The 20149-nt window shown below is 71.1% G+C and carries 18 protein-coding genes, 1 tRNA gene and 1 pseudogene; 11 read left to right on the top strand and 9 right to left on the bottom strand.

Going from position 1 to position 20149, the window contains the following annotated elements; all coding sequences use genetic code 11:
* Window positions 1–120: 120 nt before the first annotated feature.
* Entirely contained in the window at window positions 121–648 is a 528-nt protein-coding gene (locus ACFY3C_RS04795) for a universal stress protein (protein ID WP_094214432.1), read from the bottom strand.
* A 315-nt stretch (window positions 649–963) separates the two neighbouring features.
* Here ACFY3C_RS04795 and ACFY3C_RS04790 point away from each other — a divergent pair, with 315 nt between their 5' ends.
* The 4 genes and pseudogenes from ACFY3C_RS04790 to ACFY3C_RS04775 all read left to right on the top strand — a co-directional run bounded on the left by ACFY3C_RS04790 (window position 964) and on the right by ACFY3C_RS04775 (window position 3754).
* Window positions 964–1221 carry a hypothetical protein gene (locus tag ACFY3C_RS04790; RefSeq protein WP_386580170.1) on the top strand — a complete coding sequence of 86 codons (258 nt, stop codon included), beginning with the start codon at window positions 964–966 and terminating at the stop codon, window positions 1219–1221.
* Between the two features lie 378 nt (window positions 1222–1599).
* Window positions 1600–2822: pseudogene (locus tag ACFY3C_RS04785) on the top strand (helix-turn-helix domain-containing protein).
* Between the two features lie 149 nt (window positions 2823–2971).
* Complete coding sequence (gene orn, locus ACFY3C_RS04780; RefSeq protein ID WP_386580173.1) at window positions 2972–3574, top strand: oligoribonuclease; 603 nt, start codon at window positions 2972–2974, stop codon at window positions 3572–3574.
* 107 nt (window positions 3575–3681) lie between these two features.
* A tRNA-His gene (locus ACFY3C_RS04775) sits at window positions 3682–3754 on the top strand.
* Window positions 3755–3857: 103 nt separating this feature from the next.
* Here ACFY3C_RS04775 and ACFY3C_RS04770 read toward each other — a convergent pair.
* Window positions 3858–4913, bottom strand: coding sequence for a LacI family DNA-binding transcriptional regulator (locus tag ACFY3C_RS04770; RefSeq protein ID WP_386580174.1), 1056 nt, complete (start codon window positions 4911–4913; stop codon window positions 3858–3860).
* Between the two features lie 309 nt (window positions 4914–5222).
* Here ACFY3C_RS04770 and ACFY3C_RS04765 point away from each other — a divergent pair, with 309 nt between their 5' ends.
* The 4 genes from ACFY3C_RS04765 (at window position 5223) to ACFY3C_RS04750 (ending at window position 10024) form a co-directional block, all read left to right on the top strand.
* Complete coding sequence (locus ACFY3C_RS04765) at window positions 5223–6554, top strand: ABC transporter substrate-binding protein (RefSeq protein WP_386580175.1); 1332 nt, start codon at window positions 5223–5225, stop codon at window positions 6552–6554.
* Window positions 6551–7576, top strand: coding sequence for a carbohydrate ABC transporter permease (locus ACFY3C_RS04760; protein WP_390769694.1), 1026 nt, complete (start codon window positions 6551–6553; stop codon window positions 7574–7576). Before ACFY3C_RS04765 ends, ACFY3C_RS04760 begins: the two co-directional genes overlap by 4 nt.
* Window positions 7573–8457, top strand: a complete 885-nt coding sequence (locus ACFY3C_RS04755) for a carbohydrate ABC transporter permease (RefSeq protein WP_390769693.1) — start codon at window positions 7573–7575, stop codon at window positions 8455–8457. Before ACFY3C_RS04760 ends, ACFY3C_RS04755 begins: the two co-directional genes overlap by 4 nt.
* A 139-nt stretch (window positions 8458–8596) precedes the next feature.
* A complete protein-coding gene (locus ACFY3C_RS04750; protein WP_390769692.1) occupies window positions 8597–10024 on the top strand; it encodes a GH1 family beta-glucosidase in 1428 nt (475 codons plus the stop codon).
* A gap of 54 nt (window positions 10025–10078) precedes the next feature.
* On the opposite strand, the gene ACFY3C_RS04745 is transcribed toward ACFY3C_RS04750, so the two are convergent.
* The 4 genes from ACFY3C_RS04745 to ACFY3C_RS04730 all read right to left on the bottom strand — a co-directional run bounded on the left by ACFY3C_RS04745 (window position 10079) and on the right by ACFY3C_RS04730 (window position 14483).
* Window positions 10079–10609 (bottom strand): hypothetical protein, encoded by a 531-nt coding sequence (locus tag ACFY3C_RS04745; RefSeq protein ID WP_390769691.1) that lies wholly within the window; start codon window positions 10607–10609, stop codon window positions 10079–10081.
* A gap of 171 nt (window positions 10610–10780) precedes the next feature.
* Window positions 10781–12253, bottom strand: a complete 1473-nt coding sequence (locus ACFY3C_RS04740) for a cellulose binding domain-containing protein (RefSeq protein ID WP_390769690.1) — start codon at window positions 12251–12253, stop codon at window positions 10781–10783.
* A gap of 110 nt (window positions 12254–12363) precedes the next feature.
* Complete coding sequence (locus tag ACFY3C_RS04735) at window positions 12364–13767, bottom strand: sensor histidine kinase (protein WP_390769689.1); 1404 nt, start codon at window positions 13765–13767, stop codon at window positions 12364–12366.
* Window positions 13764–14483, bottom strand: coding sequence for a response regulator transcription factor (locus ACFY3C_RS04730; RefSeq protein WP_386580184.1), 720 nt, complete (start codon window positions 14481–14483; stop codon window positions 13764–13766). The genes ACFY3C_RS04735 and ACFY3C_RS04730 overlap by 4 nt, the downstream gene beginning before the upstream one ends.
* A gap of 98 nt (window positions 14484–14581) precedes the next feature.
* Between ACFY3C_RS04730 and ACFY3C_RS04725 the strand changes: the two genes are divergently transcribed.
* Complete coding sequence (locus tag ACFY3C_RS04725) at window positions 14582–15088, top strand: hypothetical protein (RefSeq protein WP_386580186.1); 507 nt, start codon at window positions 14582–14584, stop codon at window positions 15086–15088.
* A 15-nt stretch (window positions 15089–15103) separates the two neighbouring features.
* Here ACFY3C_RS04725 and ACFY3C_RS04720 read toward each other — a convergent pair whose 3' ends face one another.
* Together ACFY3C_RS04720 and ACFY3C_RS04715 are read right to left on the bottom strand one after the other, a co-directional pair.
* Window positions 15104–15973: a spermidine synthase gene (locus tag ACFY3C_RS04720; protein WP_386580188.1), complete on the bottom strand. Its 870-nt coding sequence runs from the start codon at window positions 15971–15973 to the stop codon at window positions 15104–15106.
* A gap of 34 nt (window positions 15974–16007) precedes the next feature.
* On the bottom strand, window positions 16008–16427 hold the full coding sequence (locus tag ACFY3C_RS04715) for a hypothetical protein (RefSeq protein WP_390769688.1): 420 nt from the start codon (window positions 16425–16427) through the stop codon (window positions 16008–16010).
* A gap of 266 nt (window positions 16428–16693) precedes the next feature.
* Between ACFY3C_RS04715 and ACFY3C_RS04710 the strand changes: the two genes are divergently transcribed.
* Window positions 16694–18172, top strand: a complete 1479-nt coding sequence (locus ACFY3C_RS04710; protein ID WP_386580191.1) for a hypothetical protein — start codon at window positions 16694–16696, stop codon at window positions 18170–18172.
* A gap of 253 nt (window positions 18173–18425) precedes the next feature.
* On the opposite strand, the gene ACFY3C_RS04705 is transcribed toward ACFY3C_RS04710, so the two are convergent.
* Window positions 18426–19022 carry a histidine phosphatase family protein gene (locus tag ACFY3C_RS04705; RefSeq protein WP_336115267.1) on the bottom strand — a complete coding sequence of 199 codons (597 nt, stop codon included), beginning with the start codon at window positions 19020–19022 and terminating at the stop codon, window positions 18426–18428.
* Window positions 19023–19203: 181 nt separating this feature from the next.
* Here ACFY3C_RS04705 and ACFY3C_RS04700 point away from each other — a divergent pair, with 181 nt between their 5' ends.
* Window positions 19204–20148, top strand: coding sequence for a phosphatase PAP2 family protein (locus tag ACFY3C_RS04700; protein ID WP_390769687.1), 945 nt, complete (start codon window positions 19204–19206; stop codon window positions 20146–20148).
* The last annotated feature ends 1 nt before the right edge of the window (window position 20149 follow it).

Here is a 20149-nt window from a genome sequence, read left to right as displayed (position 1 = left end):
CATGTGCAGTTGCGCGGTGACCCGTATATGCCCTTCACAAGGGCACAAACACCTCTACGCATGAGTAGTTTTGCGCTGCACCAAGGGAGTTGACAGAGCGTCGAAATCTCGGGGAACGACTCAGGGAATGACGATGACGGGCCGCTGCGCGCGCTTGGCGAGCCGGCCGGCCACGGAGCCGAAGATCCGGCCCACGATGCCGTGCGTCGAGCCGACCACGATCGCGTCGGCCTCGTACTCCCGCCCCACCTCTTCGAGTTCATGGCAGATGTCACCGCCGCGCTCGACCAGGATCCAGGGCACCTCGGCCAGATAGTCCGCGCAGGCCAGTTCCAGACCGAGCACCTCGGTGCGGTGGTCCGGCACGTCGACGAAGACGGGCGGCTCGCAGCCGGCCCACACCGTGGTGGGCAGCCGGTTGGCCACATGGACGATGATCAGGCCCGAGCCGGAGCGGTGGGCCATGCCGATGGCGTAGGCGAGGGCGCGCTCGCTGGACGTCGAGCCGTCGAAGCCGACGACCACACCGTGCTTGAAGGCGGGGTCGCAGGAAGGGCTTGACTCTTCCGCCGCGAGGGGCTCGGCCGCCGTGGGATCGGCGACGGGCCGCTTGCGGTCCGCGGGTTCGAAGAATTCGTGACCGGCCATGGCTGTCTCGGCGTTGTGATCCTTTGTGGGTGGGGGGTGACATCGGGTGGCGGAGCTGTGTCCGGGATTCGTCTTCCCAACCCCATACCCCCAAGGGTACGGCGGCACGCCTCCTCTGCCCAGATCCCGCACACGCTCCGTAAGCAGCCCCCCGGTGTCCGTAGGGGTTCCCCGGAGCATGCACGAGCAGCGCCCGTAACGCAACGGTTGCTGCCCCGTACAGGCGGTTTGCACAGGATTCCCGGAGTGACGGCCGGTGACCGACCGATCGAACAGGCGTTGAACCCGGTGAGTCACCGCCACAGGGAGTACGTGATGTCCGGACCCCGCCCCACCTCCGACCCGCACCCCGCCCCGGACACCACGAGCGACGTGATCCGCTGGGCGGCCTTCAGCTGCGTCCTCGTACCCGTGGTCCTCGTCTGGTACGGCACCTCGCTCGCCGGCGCCGCCGGCACCGCCTTCGGCCTCGCCGCCGTCACGGCCGCCTGCCGTGTCCTACTGCGGCGGTCCGAGCGTTGCGCCGCGCAAAGAGGCGGACGTCACACCAAGGAGAAGACACCGGTCGACTGACCGGTTTTTGCGCCTCTGAACGCCTCTTTTCGGCCAACTTCTGGATACCCCCTTGAGGGGGTCCCACCTACCCCCCAACCCCCGTTCCACCTGCACGGAAAGGGTCTGAGCGGACCCGCGCACCCTACGCGGTTTGGCCACTGCGACAAGGCGCACTTCCCTGCACGGCCCACGAGTGCAACCCTTCGTGATCGAATGCTTCACGCCAAGTTGTCATGTCGACAATGTCCGGCGTGTCTAACTGGCCACCGTGAGACCGCGGTAGCCAGTAGATTCGATCTTGACTGTCTTACGGCGGGGGACTCGTGCAGGACCGAGGGGAAACGTGCAGGAGCGACACAACCGAGGAGCCGCGACCACCGAGGGGGGCTTAGCAGGATGAGCCACGACTCCACTGCCGCACCGGAAGCCGCGGCCCGGAAACTCTCCGGGCGACGCCGCAAGGAGATCGTCGCGGTGCTGCTGTTCAGCGGCGGCCCCATCTTCGAGAGTTCCATTCCGCTGTCGGTGTTCGGGATCGACCGCCAGGACGCCGGCGTGCCGCGCTACCGACTGCTGGTGAGCGCCGGCGAGGAAGGCCCACTGCGGACCACGGGGGGCCTGGAACTCACCGCACCGCATGGGCTCGAGGCGATCTCACGCGCAGGGACGGTCGTCGTACCGGCCTGGCGCTCGATCACCTCACCGCCGCCGGAGGAAGCGCTCGACGCGCTGCGCCGTGCGCATGAGGAGGGTGCCCGTATCGTCGGGCTGTGTACCGGGGCGTTCGTCCTGGCCGCAGCCGGACTGCTGGACGGCCGCCCGGCGACCACACACTGGATGTACGCACCGACGCTGGCCAAGCGCTATCCGTCGGTGCACGTGGATCCACGCGAACTGTTCGTCGACGACGGAGACGTACTGACCTCCGCCGGTACGGCCGCGGGGATCGACCTGTGTCTGCACATCGTGCGGACGGACCACGGCAACGAGGCGGCCGGCGCGCTGGCCCGCCGGCTGGTGGTCCCGCCGCGCCGCAGCGGCGGTCAGGAGCGCTACCTCGACAGGTCTTTACCAGAGGAGATCGGCGCCGACCCGCTCGCCGAGGTCGTCGCCTGGGCGCTGGAACACCTCCACGAGCAGTTCGACGTGGAGACACTGGCGGCACGCGCCTATATGAGCCGCCGTACGTTCGACCGCCGGTTCCGCTCGCTCACCGGCAGCGCACCGCTGCAGTGGCTGATCACCCAGCGGGTGCTGCAGGCGCAGCGGCTGCTGGAGACGTCGGACTACTCGGTGGACGAGGTGGCGGGCCGCTGCGGCTTCCGCTCACCGGTCGCGCTGCGCGGGCACTTCCGCCGCCAGCTCGGCTCGTCCCCCGCCGCCTACCGCGGGCCGCCTACCGCGCCCGGCGGCCGCAGGGCGAGCGACCCGGTGACACCGAGCCGCCGATGACCCCGTCCGGCCCGACGGGCGCACCCGTCGGCCTGCCCGGCCACGGCCCGATGGGCGCCCCGCCCGCCGTGCTGCACCCGGAGCGGGAGAGCGCGGTGCCGATGCAGAGCCGCCGCCAGACCGCGGGCGCGGTGAGCCTGCTGCCGGGGCCGCGCACCGGCCACTGACCGAGGCGCACACAGAGAGGGGGCGGGCACACACCCGTCCCCTCTTCTTCCCTGTCTCGCTGTGTCCCGGCCCGGGGGCGGCGGTCCCCGGCGAGTCCCGCATCGACGCGGGGCATCCCAAAAGCGGACGTCAGCTTTAGGGTGGTCGCATGAACGATCGCATGGTGTGGATCGACTGCGAGATGACCGGCCTCTCGCTGTCCGACGACGCTCTCATCGAGGTGGCCGCCCTCGTCACCGACTCCGAGCTGAACGTACTCGGCGAGGGGGTGGACATCGTCATCCGTCCGCCGGACTCGGCGCTGGAGACGATGCCGGAGGTGGTGCGTCAGATGCACACCGCGTCCGGCCTCCTCGACGAGCTGGCCGGGGGCACGACGCTGGCCGACGCCGAGGAACAGGTGCTGGCGTATGTACGGCAGTGGGTGAAGGAGCCCGGCAAGGCCCCGCTGTGCGGCAACTCCGTCGGCACCGACCGCGGCTTCCTGCTGCGGGACATGCCGACCCTGGAGGACTACCTCCACTACCGGATCGTGGACGTCTCCAGCATCAAGGAGCTGGCCCGCCGCTGGTACCCGCGGGCGTACTTCAACAGCCCGGAGAAGAACGGCAACCACCGCGCCCTCGCCGACATCCGCGAGTCGATCGCCGAGCTGCGCTACTACCGCGAGGCCGTCTTCGTCCCGCAGCCCGGCCCGGACTCCGACACCGCCAAGGCGATCGCCGCCAAGCACGTCCTGCCCGCGCGGTAGGGCCGCGTCAAAGGCCCCCGCGAAAACCTGTGCGCGAGCACCCCTTCGGACCCTGTAGACTTCTTCTCGGCCGGTCGGGGAAACCACCAAGTCGAAGACCGGTCATGGTGGGTGTAGCTCAGCTGGTAGAGCACCTGGTTGTGGTCCAGGATGCCGCGGGTTCGAGTCCCGTCACTCACCCTGTGTGATCAGCCGGTGACTCCGTCGTAAGACGGGTCACCGGCTGATTCGTTTTCGGCGTCCACTGCCCCTGGTCAGGGGCAGTCCCGCACCGTGACGGGCGTCACGACGACGCCCGCACCACCAGATCCGCCGGCAGCACCGCATGCCGCCGCTCCAATCCCCGGGACATGGCCGGACGGCGGTCGGCGATCTCCGTGAGCAGCAGGTCGATCATTGCGCGGCCCATCTCCTCGATGGGCTGGCGCACGCTGGTCAGCGGCGGGTCCATGTGGCGGGCGATGGCCGAGTCGTCGTAACCGACCAGTGCCACGTCGTCCGGGATCCGGCGGCCCGCCTCGCGCAGCACTTGGCGGGCGCCCGCCGCCATGACGTCGGAGCCGGCGAAGACCGCGTCCAGGTCGGGGTGGCGCTCCAGCAGCGTGGCCATCGCCCGCCGGCCGCCCTCCTCGGTGAAGTCCCCCGGCTCGACGAGGAGTTCGTCCACCTCCACGCCCGCCTCCCGCAGGGCGTCGCGGTAGCCGTCGACGCGGCGCTGGGCGCCGTAGACGTCGAGGCGGCCGGTGATGTGGGCGATCCTGCGACGGCCCCGGGAGAGCAGGTGCTCCACGGCCGAGCGGCCGCCGCCGTAGTTGTCCGAGTCCACCGACGTCAGCGACTCCTTGGCCGAGCGCGGACCGCTGATCACCGCCGGGATCTCCAGCTGGGCGAGCAGGTCGGGCAGCGGGTCGTCGGCGTGCACCGAGACCAGCAGCACCCCGTCCACCCGGTGGGCCGCCAGATACTGCGCGAGGCGCTGCCGCTCCCGGTCGCTGCCCGCGAAGATCAGCAGCAGCTGCATCTCCGTCTCGGACAGTTCGCTGCCGACACCGCGCAGCATGTCCGAGAAGTACGGCTCCGCGAAGAACCGGGTCTCCGGCTCGGGGACGACCAGCGCGATGGCGTCGGTGCGGTTGGCCGCGAGGGCGCGGGCGGCCGTGTTGGGGACGTAGCCGAGCTCGGCGACCGCCGCCTCGACCGCCGCCCGGGTCGCCTCACTGACCCGGGGCGAGCCGTTGATCACCCGCGAGACCGTGCCCCGGCCGACCCCGGCACGGGCGGCCACCTCCTCGAGCGTGGGCCGCCCACCGCTCCGGCCCCGCGCTCCGTGGCTTGCCATGGGATCCGCCTCCCTCGCACAACATCCGGCTGGCTGGAATCTAACAGTCCTGGCCAGAGCGGTGAGCGCGCACCGGACGTCCGGGGAAAGCCAGTTAACGCTCAGATAACTGAACACATCCCTCCGCGTCCGGTCCCTTGACACCCCGCCCCGAACCGACGACTCTTCAACACATCACTGGTGGGAGCGCTCCCACAGTACCTGACACATACACGTCCCGCACGTTCCCCGCCCGAGCCGCAGCGAGTAAAACGGGCCCAACCATGCAGTTGGCCGGGGGGTCGGCACGTCAGGCAACAGGAGGACGCAATGCGCACGAGCATCCGCCGGTCCCGCAGGCTGGGGGCCTTCGTGGCCGTCGCCGCGCTGACCACAGGGCTGTTGGCCGGCTGCGCCAACGACTCGGACGACGGCTCGTCGAACGCGGACGGCGGCAACGGCAGTGGCAAGGGCAAGATCACGCTGACCATCGGGACCTTCGGCGTCTTCGGCTACAAGCAGGCCGGCCTCTACGACGAGTACATGAAGCTCCACCCGGACATCAACATCAAGGAGAACGTCACCACCCGCACCGACGTGTACTGGCCAAAGGTGCTCACCCGCCTCCAGGCCGGCTCCGGCACCGACGACATCCAGGCCATCGAAGTCGGCAACATCACCGAGGCCGCCCAGACGCAGGGCGCCAAGTTCGTCGACCTCGGCAAGGACGTCGACAAGTCGCAGTGGCTGGACTGGAAGAACGCCCAGGCCACCACCAAGGACGGCAAGCTGATCGGGCTCGGGACCGACATCGGCCCGATGGCCATCTGCTACCGCAAGGACCTGTTCCAGAAGGCCGGGCTGCCGACCGACCGGACCAAACTCGCCGAGGAGTGGAAGGGCGACTGGAGCAAGTACGTCGACGTCGGCAAGGAGTACATGAAGAAGGCACCCAAGGGCACCAAGTTCGTGGACTCGGCCGCCTCCGTCTACAACGCGGCCCTCGGCGGCGGCAAGGAGCGCTACTACAACAAGGCGGACGACAGCGTCATCTGGGACAAGTCCACGGGCGTGAAGGACGCCTGGGACGCCGCGATGGCCGTGGCCACCAGCAACATGTCGGCGAAGCTCAAGCAGTTCGACCCGACCTGGGACCAGGGCTACGCGAAGGGCACCTTCGCCACCGTCGCCTGCCCGGCCTGGATGATGGGCTACATCGAGCAGAAGTCCGGTGACTCGGGCAAGGGCAAGTGGGACGTGGCGGCGGCGCCGACCGCGGCCAACTGGGGCGGCTCCTTCCTCGGCGTGCCGACGGCGACCAAGCACCAGAAGGAGGCCGTCGAGCTGGCCAAGTGGCTGACCGCGCCCGAGCAGCAGGCCAAGGTCTTCGCCAAGCAGGCGAGCTTCCCGTCGACCCCGTCGGCGTACGCGAGCCTGAAGCCGGCCGCCGACACCACGGCGTACTTCTCGAACGCGCCGATCGCGCAGATCTTCTCCGACTCGGCGAAGACCATCCCGACGCAGTACTTCGGCATCAAGGACCAGCCGATCAACACCGCGATCACCGACGTCGGCGTCCTCCAGGTCGAGCAGAAGGGCAAGTCCCCCGCGCAGGGCTGGGACGCCGCGTCCAAGGAGATCAAGGACGTGCTCGGCCAGTGACCAGCCCCAAGCAGGCTCTCGCGCACCCCGCGTCGAGCGCCGAGGCCGCGTCCGGCAGCACGCCGGGCGCGGCCCGGGGCGCTCACGGTCGCGGTACGCCGGCGGGCACCGACTCCTGGCGCAGCCGGCTGTACCGCTGGGACATGAAGGCGTCGCCGTACGCGTTCGTCGCCCCCTTCTTCGTCCTGTTCGGGGCCTTCACGCTGGTCCCGCTGCTCTACACGGCCTGGTGCTCGCTGCACAACGTCCAGCTGTCGGCGCTGGACCACCAGACGTGGGCGGGCCTGGACAACTACAAGAACCTGCTCTCCTCGGACTTCTTCTGGAACGCCCTGGAGAACACGTTCACCATCGGTCTGATCTCCACGGTCCCGCAGCTGCTGGCCGCGCTCGGCCTCGCCCATCTGCTGAACTACAAGCTGCGCGGCTCGACCGTGTGGCGGGTCGTGATGCTGACCCCGTACGCCACCTCGGTGGCGGCCGCGACCCTGGTGTTCACGCTGCTGTACTCGTGGGACGGCGGCATGGTCAACTGGATCCTGCACTTCTTCGGGGTGGATCCGGTCAACTGGCGTGAGTCCGACTGGGGTTCGCAGTTCGCGGTGTCCTCGATCGTGATCTGGCGGTGGACCGGGTACAACGCGCTGATCTACCTGGCCGCGATGCAGGCGATCCCGACGGATCTGTACGAGTCGGCGGCGATCGACGGCGCGGGCCGCTGGCAGCAGTTCCGGCACGTGACGATCCCGCAGCTCAGGCCCACGATTCTGTTCACGATCGTCGTCTCCACCATCGGCGCCACCCAGCTCTTCGGCGAGCCCCTGCTGTTCGGCGGGGTCAGCGGGTCCAAGGGCGGCTCCGAGCACCAATACCAGACGCTCGGCCTGTACATGTACGACCAGGGCTGGATCATCGGCAACCTCGGCAAGGCGTCAGCGATCGCCTGGTCGATGTTCCTGATCCTGCTGATCATCGCCGCGGTCAACCTGCTGCTCACCCGACGGCTGAGGAAGTCCCAATGACCACCAGTGAACTGACTCTGCCCACGACGAAGAAGAAGCGTCGCCGGGTGATGGGCGCGGGCAAGCAGCTGCACGCGGGCCCGATGACGTACGTCGTGCTGACCGTCTTCGCGCTGGTCTCGCTGGCCCCGCTGGTGTGGACGGCGATCGCGGCCTCGCGCACCTCCGGGCGGCTGGCCCAGACTCCGCCGCCCCTGTGGTTCGGCGGCAACCTGTTCAAGAACCTGCAGGCCGCCTGGGACGAGGCCGGGCTCGGCACCGCGATGTTCAACTCGGTGATCGTGGCGGGCACGATCACGGTGAGCACCGTGCTGTTCTCCACGCTGGCCGGCTTCGCCTTCGCCAAGCTGCGGTTCCGGTTCTCCGGGCTGCTGTTGCTGCTGACCATCGGCACGATGATGATCCCGCCGCAGCTGGCCGTCGTACCGCTGTACCTGTGGATGGCGGACCTCGGCTGGTCGAACCAGCTGCAGACGGTGGTCCTGCCGAGCCTGGTGACCGCTTTCGGCACGTTCTTCATGCGGCAGTACCTGGTGCAGGCGCTGCCGTCGGAGCTGATCGAGGCGGCTCGGGTGGACGGGGCGAGCAGCCTCCGGGTCGTGTGGCACGTGGTGTTCCCGGCGGCCCGGCCCGCGATGGCGGTGCTCGGCCTGCTGACCTTCGTGTTCGCGTGGAACGACTTCCTGTGGCCGATCATCGCCCTGAACCAGCAGAACCCGACCGTGCAGGTGGCCCTGAACTCGCTCGGCACCGGCTATGTCCCGGACCAGGCGGTGATCATGGCGGGTGCGCTGCTCGGCACGCTGCCGCTGCTGATCGCCTTCCTGCTGTTCGGCAAGCAGATCGTGGGCGGGATCATGCAGGGCGCGATCAAGGGCTGACCGCCCTCCCGCGGGGGCCGGGCCACCGCCGCCCCGGCCCCCTTCCTCCCTCTGCTCTCCCCTCCCTCTCCGCCCTCTCCGCCCTCTCTCCACCCCACTCGTCTCGTCGGTCTTTCACGACCTCAATGGGAGCGCTTCCATGCCTGAGCCCGTTACGTCCGTGACCTTTCCTCCCGCCTTTCTCTGGGGCGCCGCGACCTCCGCGTACCAGATCGAGGGGGCGGTGCGGGAGGGCGGCCGCACCCCCTCGATCTGGGACACCTTCAGCCATACGCCGGGCAGGACGGCCGGCGGCGAGAGCGGTGACATCGCCGTCGACCACTTCCACCGCTACCGCGAGGACGTGGCGCTCATGGCGGAGCTGGGCCTGAACGCCTACCGCTTCTCCGTCTCCTGGTCCCGGGTGCAGCCGACCGGGCGGGGACCGGCGGTCCAGGTGGGCCTGGACTTCTACCGCCGGCTGGTGGACGAGCTGCTGGCCGCCGGGATCAAGCCGGCGCTCACGCTCTACCACTGGGACCTGCCGCAGGAGCTGGAGGACGCGGGCGGCTGGCCGGAGCGGGACACTGCGTTCCGGTTCGCCGAGTACGCGCAGCTGGTCGGCGAGGCGCTGGGCGACCGGGTGGAGCACTGGATCACCCTCAACGAGCCCTGGTGCAGCGCCTTCCTGGGCTACGGCTCCGGTGTGCACGCCCCGGGCCGCACCGACCCGGCCGCCTCCCTGCGCGCGGCCCACCACCTCAACCTGGCCCACGGCCTGGGCGCAACGGCCCTGCGCTCGGTGATGCCGGCCCGCAACCAGATCGCCATCAGCCTCAACTCCTCGGTGGTACGGCCCCTTTCACAGGATCCGGCCGACCTGGCGGCGGCCCGCCGCATCGACGACCTGGCCAACGGGATCTTCCACGGCCCGATGCTGCACGGGGCCTACCCCGAGACCCTGTTGTCCTCGACGGCTTCGGTGACCGACTGGTCGTACGTCCTCGACGGCGACGTCAGCGCGATCAACGTGCCGCTGGACGCGCTCGGCCTGAACTACTACACGCCGACCCTGGTCTCGGCGGCCCCCGAGAAGGTCCGGGGCCCGCGGGCGGACGGCCACGGCGCCAGCAACCACTCCCCCTGGCCGGCCGCGGACGACGTGCTGTTCCACCAGACCCCGGGCGAGCGCACCGAGATGGGCTGGACGATCGACCCGACGGGCCTGCACGAGCTGATCATGCGGTACACGCGGGAGGCACCGGGCCTGCCGCTGTACGTGACGGAGAACGGCGCGGCCTACGACGACAAGCCCGACCCGGACGGCCGGGTGCACGACCCCGAGCGCATCGCCTACCTGCACGGCCACCTCTCGGCGGTCCGCCGCGCCCTCACCGACGGCGCGGACGTGCGCGGCTACTACCTGTGGTCCCTGCTGGACAACTTCGAGTGGGCGTACGGCTACGAGAAGCGGTTCGGGGCGGTGTACGTGGACTACGCGACGCTGGCGCGGACGCCGAAGTCGAGTGCGCGGTGGTACGGCGAGGCGGCCCGGACGGGGGCACTGCCGGCGGTGCAGGCCCACTAGGGCCAGCCGGGAAGTGGCGCGGCACCCCCTCCCCGGGGTGCCGCGCCTCGCCGATCAGGAGCCGAACAGCTCGGTCATCTCGGTGAGCTTGCCGTCGCTGCCCACGGCCACGTCGAAGAAGTTCTCGCCGTAGCAGTCGCTGGTGTCGGCCTTGGCGGTGGCGGTGTCCTGCTCGGTGCCGTTGACGCAGACACGGATGTGCTGGAGGCCGCCGCCCGCGGCGGTCATCTTCGCCGGGCCGCTCTTCTTCGCATGGAGGACCGTGATCGGGGTGTCGCCGGACTCGACGGTGTACTCGTGCTCCTTCCCGGTCGCCTGGTAGAAGGCGCCCTCGGTGGAGCTGCAGTGCTGCACGGCGTCCTTGGTGGTGAGGGTGTTCATGGCGCCGGAGACGCTCTCGACCAGGACGTACTTGTGACCCTTGGCGAGGGTCGGGCAGTCCCCCTTGGCGGAGGGGCTCGCGGAGGACGACGGGCTGGCGGTGCCGTCGGCCTCGGCGGTGGTGTCGGTGGGCTGGCAGGCGGTCAGGGTGAGCGCGGCGCAGCCCAGGACGGCGGTGACCAGGGCATGGCGGACGGACGGCATTGTTCCCCCGAAGTGGTGCGGCCCGGGCCGGAACGGCCCGGGTGATGGCATGTCGAACGGGCCGTGCGTCGCTGTGCGGACGGCGGCCGGCCCGGGCCGAAGATCGACCCGGGCCGGAACTATATCGGCATGATCATGCCGAGTTGGTGCAGAACTCTCCCGCTTGGCCTGTCACTTGAGGGCGCCGAACGCCTTCGAGAACGCGAACTTGTCCTGGGTGATCGAGCTGCACGTGGCGTCGGCGGTGGGCTTGGTGCCGCCGTCGCACTGCTTGTCGCGGGTCGCGGACCACATGGAGAGCCAGCCGAGGCCCTTGGACTTGGCGAAGTTCACCAGCTGGGTGGCGTCGTCGACCTTGAAGACCTCGGAGGAGACGTCGTTGACGCCGATCATCGGGGTCACCGCGACCGCCTTCCAGGCGGCGGAGTCGGACAGCCCCAGCACGCTCTTGACCTGGGCCTGGGTGGCGGTCGCCGCCTGCTCGGCGTAGGTGCCCATGTCGCCGCTGTAGGAGGGGCCGTAGTCCATCGCCATGATGTTGACGGTGTCGATCTTCACGCCGTTGGACTTGGCGTTGGAGAGCAGGTTCACGCCGTCCTGGGTCAGGCCCTCGGGCATCACCGGGAGGGTGTAGGAGACGTCCAGGCCCGGGTGCTGGGCCTGGAGCTTGGCTATGGCCTGGGCGCGGCGGGTGTTGGCGGCCGTGTTGGGCAGCGCGCCGCCCTCGACGTCGAAGTCGACCTTGGTCAGCTTGAACGCGTCGACGACCTTGCCGTAGGCCGCGGCCAGCGCGTCCGCGGAGGAGCAGGTGGTGGCCAGCTCGGAGCCGGAGGCGCCGCCGAAGGAGACCCGGACGTCACCGCCCTTGGCGCGCAGGGAACCGATCTGCGCGGCCACGCCGTCGCTGCTGACTTCCGTGACACCGCCCCACTTGGGGGTGCAGCCGCCGCCGTCGGTGATGAAGGCGAGGTTGAAGTTCTTCACGCCGGTCGCGTCGGCCGCGGCGAGCAGGTCGAAGGCCGGGTAGAGGGAGGTGTCGACGTAGGGCGCGAAGCCGGCGGAGGCGGTGGTGCCGCTGCCGGTGCTGCCGGTCGGCGTGGGCGTCGCGCTCTGGGTGGGGGTGGCGGTCTTCGTCGGCGTCGGGGTCGCGCTCTTGGTGGGGGTCGGGGTCGGCGACTGGCTCTGCGTCGGGCGGCCGCTCGGCTCGGGGGTCGCACCGCCGTCCGCGGAACAGCTCGCGTTGTCGATGAGGCAACCGGTCGGATCCCCGGCACCGTTGACGACGAAGCCGACGGTGACCGACTTGCCGGGCGCGAGGCCCTCGGTGTCCCACTTGGCCGGCTTCACGGTGACGTGCTGACCGCTCACGCTCGACTCGCCGTTCCACAGCGAGCTGAGCTTCGCGCCCGCGGGGAGGTCGAACTCCAGCGTCCAGGTCTTCTCCGCCTGGCCGCTGTTGTTGGTGACGACGTACTGCGCGGTGTAGCCCGTCGACCAGTCGCTGGTCCTGGTGTACGCGGCGTTCACGCCGGCCGCGTTCGCCGTGCCGGTCAGCAGGACCGCGCCGCCACCGACCACGGCCGCTGCCACCAGGCCGCCGATCGCCTTGTTCCTGCCACTGATCCTGCGCCGGTGCGTGCTCATGCGCGTGCCTGCCTTCGGTGTTCACGGGGGTGGGGTGCGGCAGCACGCTAGCGAGCGGGAATCGGACAAACGGCTTGATACGGGCGGCTGTTGGGGATCTTATGGTGCGCTTAAGGAAGGGATCGGGGACGGTTAAAGGTAGAGACCAATTTGCGCGGCCGGCGCCTCCGGACCGCTCCCCGGCGCCCTCCGCCCCCCGGCCCGCGCCCGTCCAGCTGGAACCAGATCCGCACCTCGGTGCCGCCCAGCACCGAGGAGCCGATGCGGACGTCACCGCCGGTGGCCTCCGCGAGCCGGCGCACGATGTCGAGGCCGAGGCCGGTCGAACCCGCGCTGCCGGAGCCGCGGCCACGGGCCATCGCCGCCTCGGGGTCGGGTATGCCGGGGCCCGCGTCGGAGACCAGCACGATCACCGCGTCCTCGCCGTTGTGCACGTCGACCGCGAAGGCGGTGCCCTCGGCGGTGTGCCGGAAGACGTTGCCGAGCAGGGCGTCCAGCGCGGCCGCCAGGTCGGCGCGGGCCACGGGTATGCGCACCGGCCGCTCCACTCCGGCCACCCGCCACTTGCGGCCCTCGTCCTCGGCGAGCGCGGACCAGAACTCCATGCGCTCGCGGACCACTTCGGCCGCGTCGCACCCGGCGCCTGGCCCGGCCGCCGCGGTCTGCGGCTTGGCCTCCCGGGCCGTACGGATGATGGTGTCGACCTCCCGCTCCAGCTGGGCGACGGCGGTCCGGGTCTGCTCGGCGGCCGGACCGCCGCCGAGGGAGGCCGCGTTCAGCCGGAGCACGGTCAGCGGGGTGCGCAGCCGGTGCGAGAGGTCGGCCGCCAGCTCGCGCTCGTTCGCCAGGAGTTGGACGACCTGGTCGGCCATGGAGTTGAACGCGACGGCCGCGAGCCGCAGTTCGTTCGGGCCATCCTCGGGCACCCGGGCGCCCAGCTTGCCCTCGCCCAGCTCGTGCGCCCCCTCGACCAGTCGCTGCGCGGGCCGCACCATGCGCACCCCGAGCCGGTCGGCGACCGCGACCGAGCCGACGATCAGCGCGAGGCCGACGCCGGCGAGCACCGCCCAGGCCGTGCCGACGCCGTTGCTCACCTCGGACTCGGGGACGTACACCTCGACGACCGCGATCGCGCCGGAGCTGAGTGCGACCGGCTGCAGCAGCGTGGAGCCGCCGGTGACCGAGGTGGTGGAGGCGCGGCCCAGCTTCCGTACGGCCTCGATGTCCCGGTGGGCGGCGCGCTGCCGGCCGAGGTCGAGCGCGGCCCGGCCGTCGGCGGCGGGCAGGTGCACGGCCATCCCGGAGTCGGCGCCGGCGGAGGCCACCACCCGCTCCAGCTTGTCCCGGTCGGTGGTGATGGACAGGGCGGGGGCGACCGCGGCGGCCTCCCGCTCGGCATTGGAGAAGGCGCGGTCGCGGGCCATCTCCTTGACGACGAGACCGAGCGGCACGGCGAAGGCGACCACGACCATCGTGGTGACGGCCAGGCACACCTTGACCAGAGCCCATCTCATCGCGGCGGCTCCCCTTCCCCGTCGGCGAGCACGGGCGGCTCCAGCTTCACGCCGACGCCCCGCAGGGTGTGCAGATAGCGCGGCCGGGCGGCCGTCTCCCCCAGCTTCCGGCGCAGCCAGGACAGATGGACGTCGATGGTCTGGTCGTCGCCGTAGGACTGCTGCCAGACCTCGGCGAGGAGTTCCTTGCGCGCCACGACGACACCGGGGCGGCCGGCGAGAAAGGCGAGCAGGTCGAACTCGCGGCGGGTCAGGTCGAGCCGGACGCCGTCCAGTTCGGCCTGGCGGCGCAGCGGGTCGACGGTCAGCCCGCCGACCCGGATGACGGGCGAGGGCGGGGCCTCCCCGCCGCCGGAGCGGGCTCGGCGCAGCACGGCCGCGATCCGCGCGGACAGGTGCTCGACCGAGAACGGCTTGGTCAGGTAGTCGTCCGCCCCGGCGTTGAGCAGCCGGACGATCTCCGCCTCGTCGTCCCGCGCGGTGGCGATGATGACGGGCACGTCGGTGATGCCGCGCAGCATCTTCAGGGCCTCGGAGCCGTCCAGATCGGGCAGTCCGAGGTCCAGGATGACCACGTCGAAGCGGAGATGGGCGACCTCGCGCAGCGCCTCCAGCGCCGTACCGACGCTGCGCACGGTGTGCGAGGCGTCGGTCAGATGCCGGATGAGCGCCGAGCGTACGAACTGGTCGTCCTCGACCACGAGCACACTTGCCATGCGCCGCACCGTACGCCATACGGCCGGGGCCGGTCGGAGCCTGTGGATAACTCGGGGCGAGTGCGCACGGCCGTAGCTCTGAGGCAGTATGGCCCGCGATGCGCAGAGGACTCGTACACGTACTGGCGTGGCTGCTCGCTACGGGAGCGGCGGTCACGTTGTCGTGGTGGGGTGTGCACACGGTGATGGCGGGGACGGCGTACGACCCGCCGCGCGCCCTGCCGATCACGGCGGCGGACACGACCACGCAGCGTTCGAAGCCGCTGGATCCGCCGAGCACCCGGCCGTCCCCGTCGAAGAGCAGATCACCCCGGTCACCGTCCCCCTCCCGGACGCCGTCCGGCGGCACCACCCCGCCCCCGACTCCGTCCGCCACCACCTCCGGCCAGGTCAAGGCCTACGACACCGGCGGCGGCCGGGCGGTCTTCGACCTGGGCAGGTCGAGCGCGACCCTCGTCTCGGCGACTCCGGGCACCGGCTGGTCGATGCAGGTGTGGAAGACGCAGACGTGGATCCGGGTGGAGTTCAGCAGCGGCGCCGACCGGGTGTCGGTGTTCTGCACCTGGCACGACGGACCGCCGCATGTGGAGGTCGGCACGTACTGACCCCGGGCGGGTGGCTCAGCGGAACACCGAGGGCGGCGGGGCCGGGGAGGCCACTGCCGCCGCGTCCGTCACGGGGGTGGCGCCGCCGGTGAAGTCGAGGAGCTGCTTGCCGTGTTCGACGCGGGCCGGGTGCGGGTCGGAGGCGGCGCGGCGGGTGATCTCGGGGAGCGGGAGCGGGAGGTCGGAGGCGGCCAGGATGGCGTTGCCGAAGCGCTTGCCGCGCAGCACGGCCGGGTCCGCGATCAGGGCGAGTTCCGGGAAGCGGGCGGCGGCGGTGGCGATCTGGCCGCGCAGATGGGCGAGCGGCGGGCCGTCGGCGAGGTTGGCGGCGTAGACCCCGGAGGGCTTCAGGGCCCGGCGGACCTCGTCCAGGAACTCGGTGGAGGTGAGGTGGGCGGGGGTCCGGGCGCCGCTGAAGACATCGGCGATGACCAGGTCGGCCCAGCCGTCCGGCACCTTGGCAAGACCCTCGCGGGCATCGGCCGACCTGACCCGGATCCGGGCGTTCGGATCCAACGGCAGCTCGCGCCGGACCAGTTGGACGAGGGCCGCGTCCCGCTCGACCACCTGCTGGGTGGAGCGGGGCCGGGTGGCGGCGACGTACCGCGCGAGGGTGAGGGCGCCGCCGCCGAGGTGCACCGCCTGCACCGGCTTGCCGGGCGGGGCGACGAGGTCGATGACATGGCCGAGGCGGCGCTGGTACTCGAAGGAGAGGTACGCCGGGTCGTCCAGGTCGACGTGCGACTGGGGCGCACCGTCGATCAACAGCGTCCAGGCGCGGGCGCGGTCCGGGTCGGGTATGAGCTGCGCGAGCCCGCCGTCGACCGTTTCCACCACGGCCTCGACGGCGGCCGACCTGCGCCGGTTGTTCCTGGACCTGCCCATCGGTCCATTTTCGCAGCTGCGGCGGCTGCCCGCTTCACCGGCAGCTGTCGGCCGCCTTGATCAGCCGGGCCGCCTCCCCGAGGGCCCGGCGCAGCACCACCGGATCGGTCGCGAGGTCGGCTCCGCCGGGCGGCAGCAGCCAGTCCGAGCCCTCGACCGGCGGCTGCGGGGCGAGCCGCAGCCCCTGCCCGTTCGTCTCGGTACATGTGCTGCCCGGTACGTCCCAGCAGGCGGCGGTGCCCGCCGGCACCAGGAAGCCGAGGGTGTCGCATCCGTCGTCGTGCAGGACGGGTCCCACCGCCTCCCCGGCCCCCCGGCGCAGGATGTCGACGGCCTCCAGCCCCTGCCGGGCCGGCACCGTCACGAGGTCGCATGCCGCGTCGCCCGCCGTCACCGACGGCGCCGCAACCGGCGTATCCGACATACAAGGTTCGTTGCTCTGGCTGGTCTCCATGCCGGCCTCCACCACGCTGCCCTCTTGCAGTCCACGGAGTCCAACGCGCGAGCGCGTCAACGGCTACGGCACAAGTGCGCCGCAAAGGATGGCAGTTCATGGCAGATCGTGGATGAGATATCCGGTTTGTAGCCAAACACAGCGTTGCGGGTCCGACACAGCAGGTACGTTCTTGCTCGCCGGGACCAGGGTGTCACACGGACAACTCAGCCCGAATCCACCTCGGATCCGGCATGGTTCGACGGTTCGCACGAGAGGACCCGGCCATGGCGTCGTCAACCGAGACCTCGTCACAGCCCGAACGGCCACCCCGGCCGAACCTCGCCTTCCGGCAGCTGCGCGGCCGGCGCTCACCGGCCGAGTTCGCGGCACTGGTGCGGCGGGCCGCCCGCGAGATCGGTGAGCGGGTGAGCTGTGACGCGCGTTACGTCGGCAGGGTCGAGGCAGGTGAGATCCGCTGCCCGAACTACGCCTACGAACGGGTGTTCCTGCACATGTTCCCCGGTCGCACGCTCACCGACCTCGGCTTCGCGCCGCGCTCCTCCGTCCGCGGACGCGCGGCGCGTACGCCCGGGGACGCGCTCCCGGCGTTCGGTCCCGCTGAGACGCGGGCGGCCCGCGAGCCGTATGACACGACGGACCGGTACGACCCGCAGGACCCGCAGGACCCGTACGACCCGCACGAGCCGTACGAGAACGACCACCTGGACCACGAGGAGAGCGACGTGCTGCGTCGCGCATTCATGACCGGCGGAGGCGCCACGGTCGCCGCCGCCACCCTGGGCCCGTTGGGGCTCACCACCGACGTCGAGGCGGCGGTCCGGCCGCTGCGCCGCGCCGGAACCCCCGAGGCGGCCGCCCTGGAGGAAGCCGTCCGCCGCATCCGGTTGCTCGACGACCGGCACGGCGCTGACGGCCTGTACCGGCGCGCCGCAGCGCCGCTGCGCGCCGCCTACGCACTCCTGGACGCCGGCGCGACCCGGCAGACGACCGCCGAGCGGCTGCACTCGGGCGCCGGTGAACTCGCCATCTCCGTGGGCTGGCTGGCCCACGACTCCGGGCGCTTCGACGACGCCCGCTCGCACTACGCGGAGGCGCTCGCGACCGCCCGGATGACCGGCGACGCCGCTCTGGAGGCCCACGCCTTCTGCAACACGGCGTTCCTGGCCCGCGACGCCGGCCGCCCCCGCGAGGCGGTGCGCGCCGCGCAGGCGGCTCAGCGCGCCGCCCGCCCCCTGGGCTCCGCCCGTCTGATGTCCCTGCTCGCCCTGCGCGAGGCGGGCGGCTGGGCGGGGCTCGCCGATCGCGCAGGCTGCGAACAGGCACTGGCCCGGGCCCAGACCCTCTTCGAGCGGGGCCACTCGGACGCCGACCCCGAGTGGATGAGCTTCTACGGAGAGGCCGAGCTGGAGGGGCTGGAGGCGCAGTGCTGGTCGACGCTGGGCGACTGGCAGCGCGCGTCCCGGCACGCCCGGCGCGCGGCGGGTCTCCAGGATCCCCACTTCACCCGCAACATCGCCCTGTACACCGCCGAACTGGCCGACGACCTGGCCCGCGGGGGTCGTCCCGACGAGGCGGCGAGCGCCGCACTGCACGTTCTGTCCCTGCTGGACCAGGTCCAGTCCTCGCGCATCCAGACGATGTTGGCGGGAACGGCGCGGGTATTGCTGCCGCACCGGCGCGCGTCGGGGGTCTCGGAGTTCCTGGACCGGCATGCGGCGCTGCCACGGGTTGGGCGGGGGTAACGCCGTTGGTCTGCGGGTTGTTCGCCGGGTGCGGGCCGGTGGGGGGCTGATCGCGCAGTTCCCCGCGCCCCTAGGGGGTTGCTGTCGCCGTACTCGCATGGCGCCCCAGCTGCGGGCAGTCGTGCCGCTTGGGCGATGGGGGTCCCCCTGCTCGAGCGAAGTCGAGAGCTTGGGGGAGGGTGGGCGCAGCGGCACCCGGCCGGCGCCGGTGAGCGAAACCCACCCCCACCCAGCCGCGGCACCGGGCAACCAGTTACCCCGCCAAGTGCCCCAAGTCGTTCCAGCTCTCGATCGCCGGCTCCCCGTACGCCCAGCCCAGTACCGACAGTGATGTCGGGTTCAGGCGTATACGTGCGGCGAAGTCCAGCGGCAGCCCGAGCCACCGCGCGCCGATGGACCGCAGAATGTGCCCGTGGGCGAAGACCAGCACGTCACGGTCGGCCGACCGGGCCCACGCCACGACCTCGTCCGCGCGCGCGGTGACCTCGGCGATGCTCTCCCCCTCGGGAACACCGTCCCGCCAGATCAGCCACCCCGGCCGCACGGCCTGGATCTCGGCGGGTGTCATGCCCTCGTACGCGCCGTAGTCCCACTCCATGAGCGTGTCCCAGGACTCGGCCCGCTCACCGAACCCGGCCAGCTCGCACGTCTCACGCGCGCGTGCCAGCGGACTGGTCCGCACCTCGACACCCGGCAGCCCGTCCAGCGGAGCGCGATGCAGCCGTTCGCCGAGCAGCTTGGCCCCGCGCCGGCCCTCCTCCAGGAGCGGTACGTCGGTCCTGCCGGTGTGCTTGCCGGACAGCGACCATTCCGTCTGTCCGTGCCGGGCCAGCAGGATGCGCGGTGCCATGGGAGACCTTTCCGGAAGGAGGGAGGGGTCCCTCCATCATCGCTCACCCCGAGCAGGGGCAACCCGCCGGGAGATCTCGGCGTCTTTGAGGGCTGAAGCGCCCGCATGGCCGGGATACGGACCGCGTAAAGTGACACGGTCGCCCGCAGGGCGCCACGCAGCAGAAGGGGGAGGGCATCGGATGCCGCAGACCGAGACACGGGGCACCGAGGCGGCCCCCCGAACCCGGCTGCGGTGGTGGACCGAGCTGCCCCTGATCCTGCTGGTCTACGGCTGCTACACGGCCGGCCGGCTCCTCGCGCGGGGTGATGTTTCCTCCGCCGTCGACCACGGCCTGGCGATCCTGCGCATCGAGAAGGCCCTGTACCTCAACGCCGAGCACCCGCTCAACCGGCTGTTCACGCGCGAGGCGTGGCTCGGCGTACCGGCCGACTTCTGGTACGCCTCGCTGCACTACCTGGTCACGCCCGTCATCCTCGTCTGGCTGTTCCGGACCCGCGCCGAGCACTACCGGGCGGCCCGCACCTGGCTGATGACGTCGACGTTCATAGGCCTGATCGGCTTCACCCTGCTGCCCACCTGCCCGCCCCGGCTGCTCGCCGACGGCCACGGCTTCGTCGACACGATGGCCCAGTACAGCTCGTACGGCTGGTGGGGCGGCGAGGCCAGCGCGCCGCGCGGCATGGGCGGCATGACCAACCAGTACGCGGCGATGCCGAGCCTGCACGTGGGCTGGGCGCTGTGGTGCGGGGTCATGCTGTGGCGGCACGGCGGCACCCGTCTCACCAAGGTCCTCGGCGTCGTCTACCCGCTGGTGACCGCGATCGTCGTCATGGGCACCGCCAACCACTACTCCCTGGACGCGGTCGCGGGCGTGGCCGTGATGGGCGTGGGTCTGCTGCTCGCGCCGCGCGTGATGCGCGGTGCGGATCTGCTGCGGGCTCGGTTCAACCCCCGTACCCCAGTGGTCCCGTCGGGCACTGGTTCCCCGATTGTCAGTGACGGATGCCAGACTTCCGCGGGTGAGCGAATTCCACGGCAGCGCGAGTCGCAGCGCGCATCCGCAGCCGAACCGGACGGCTCCCCCCGCGACGCAGGGGAAGAGGCTCCGGCAGCGGCTCGCTGAG

The sequence above is a fragment of the Streptomyces sp. NPDC001410 genome, assembly GCF_042895235.1.
GTDB lineage: Bacteria > Actinomycetota > Actinomycetes > Streptomycetales > Streptomycetaceae > Streptomyces.
Note: the sequence above shows the minus strand (reverse complement) of the source record. Positions and strands in the feature narration are given on the sequence as shown.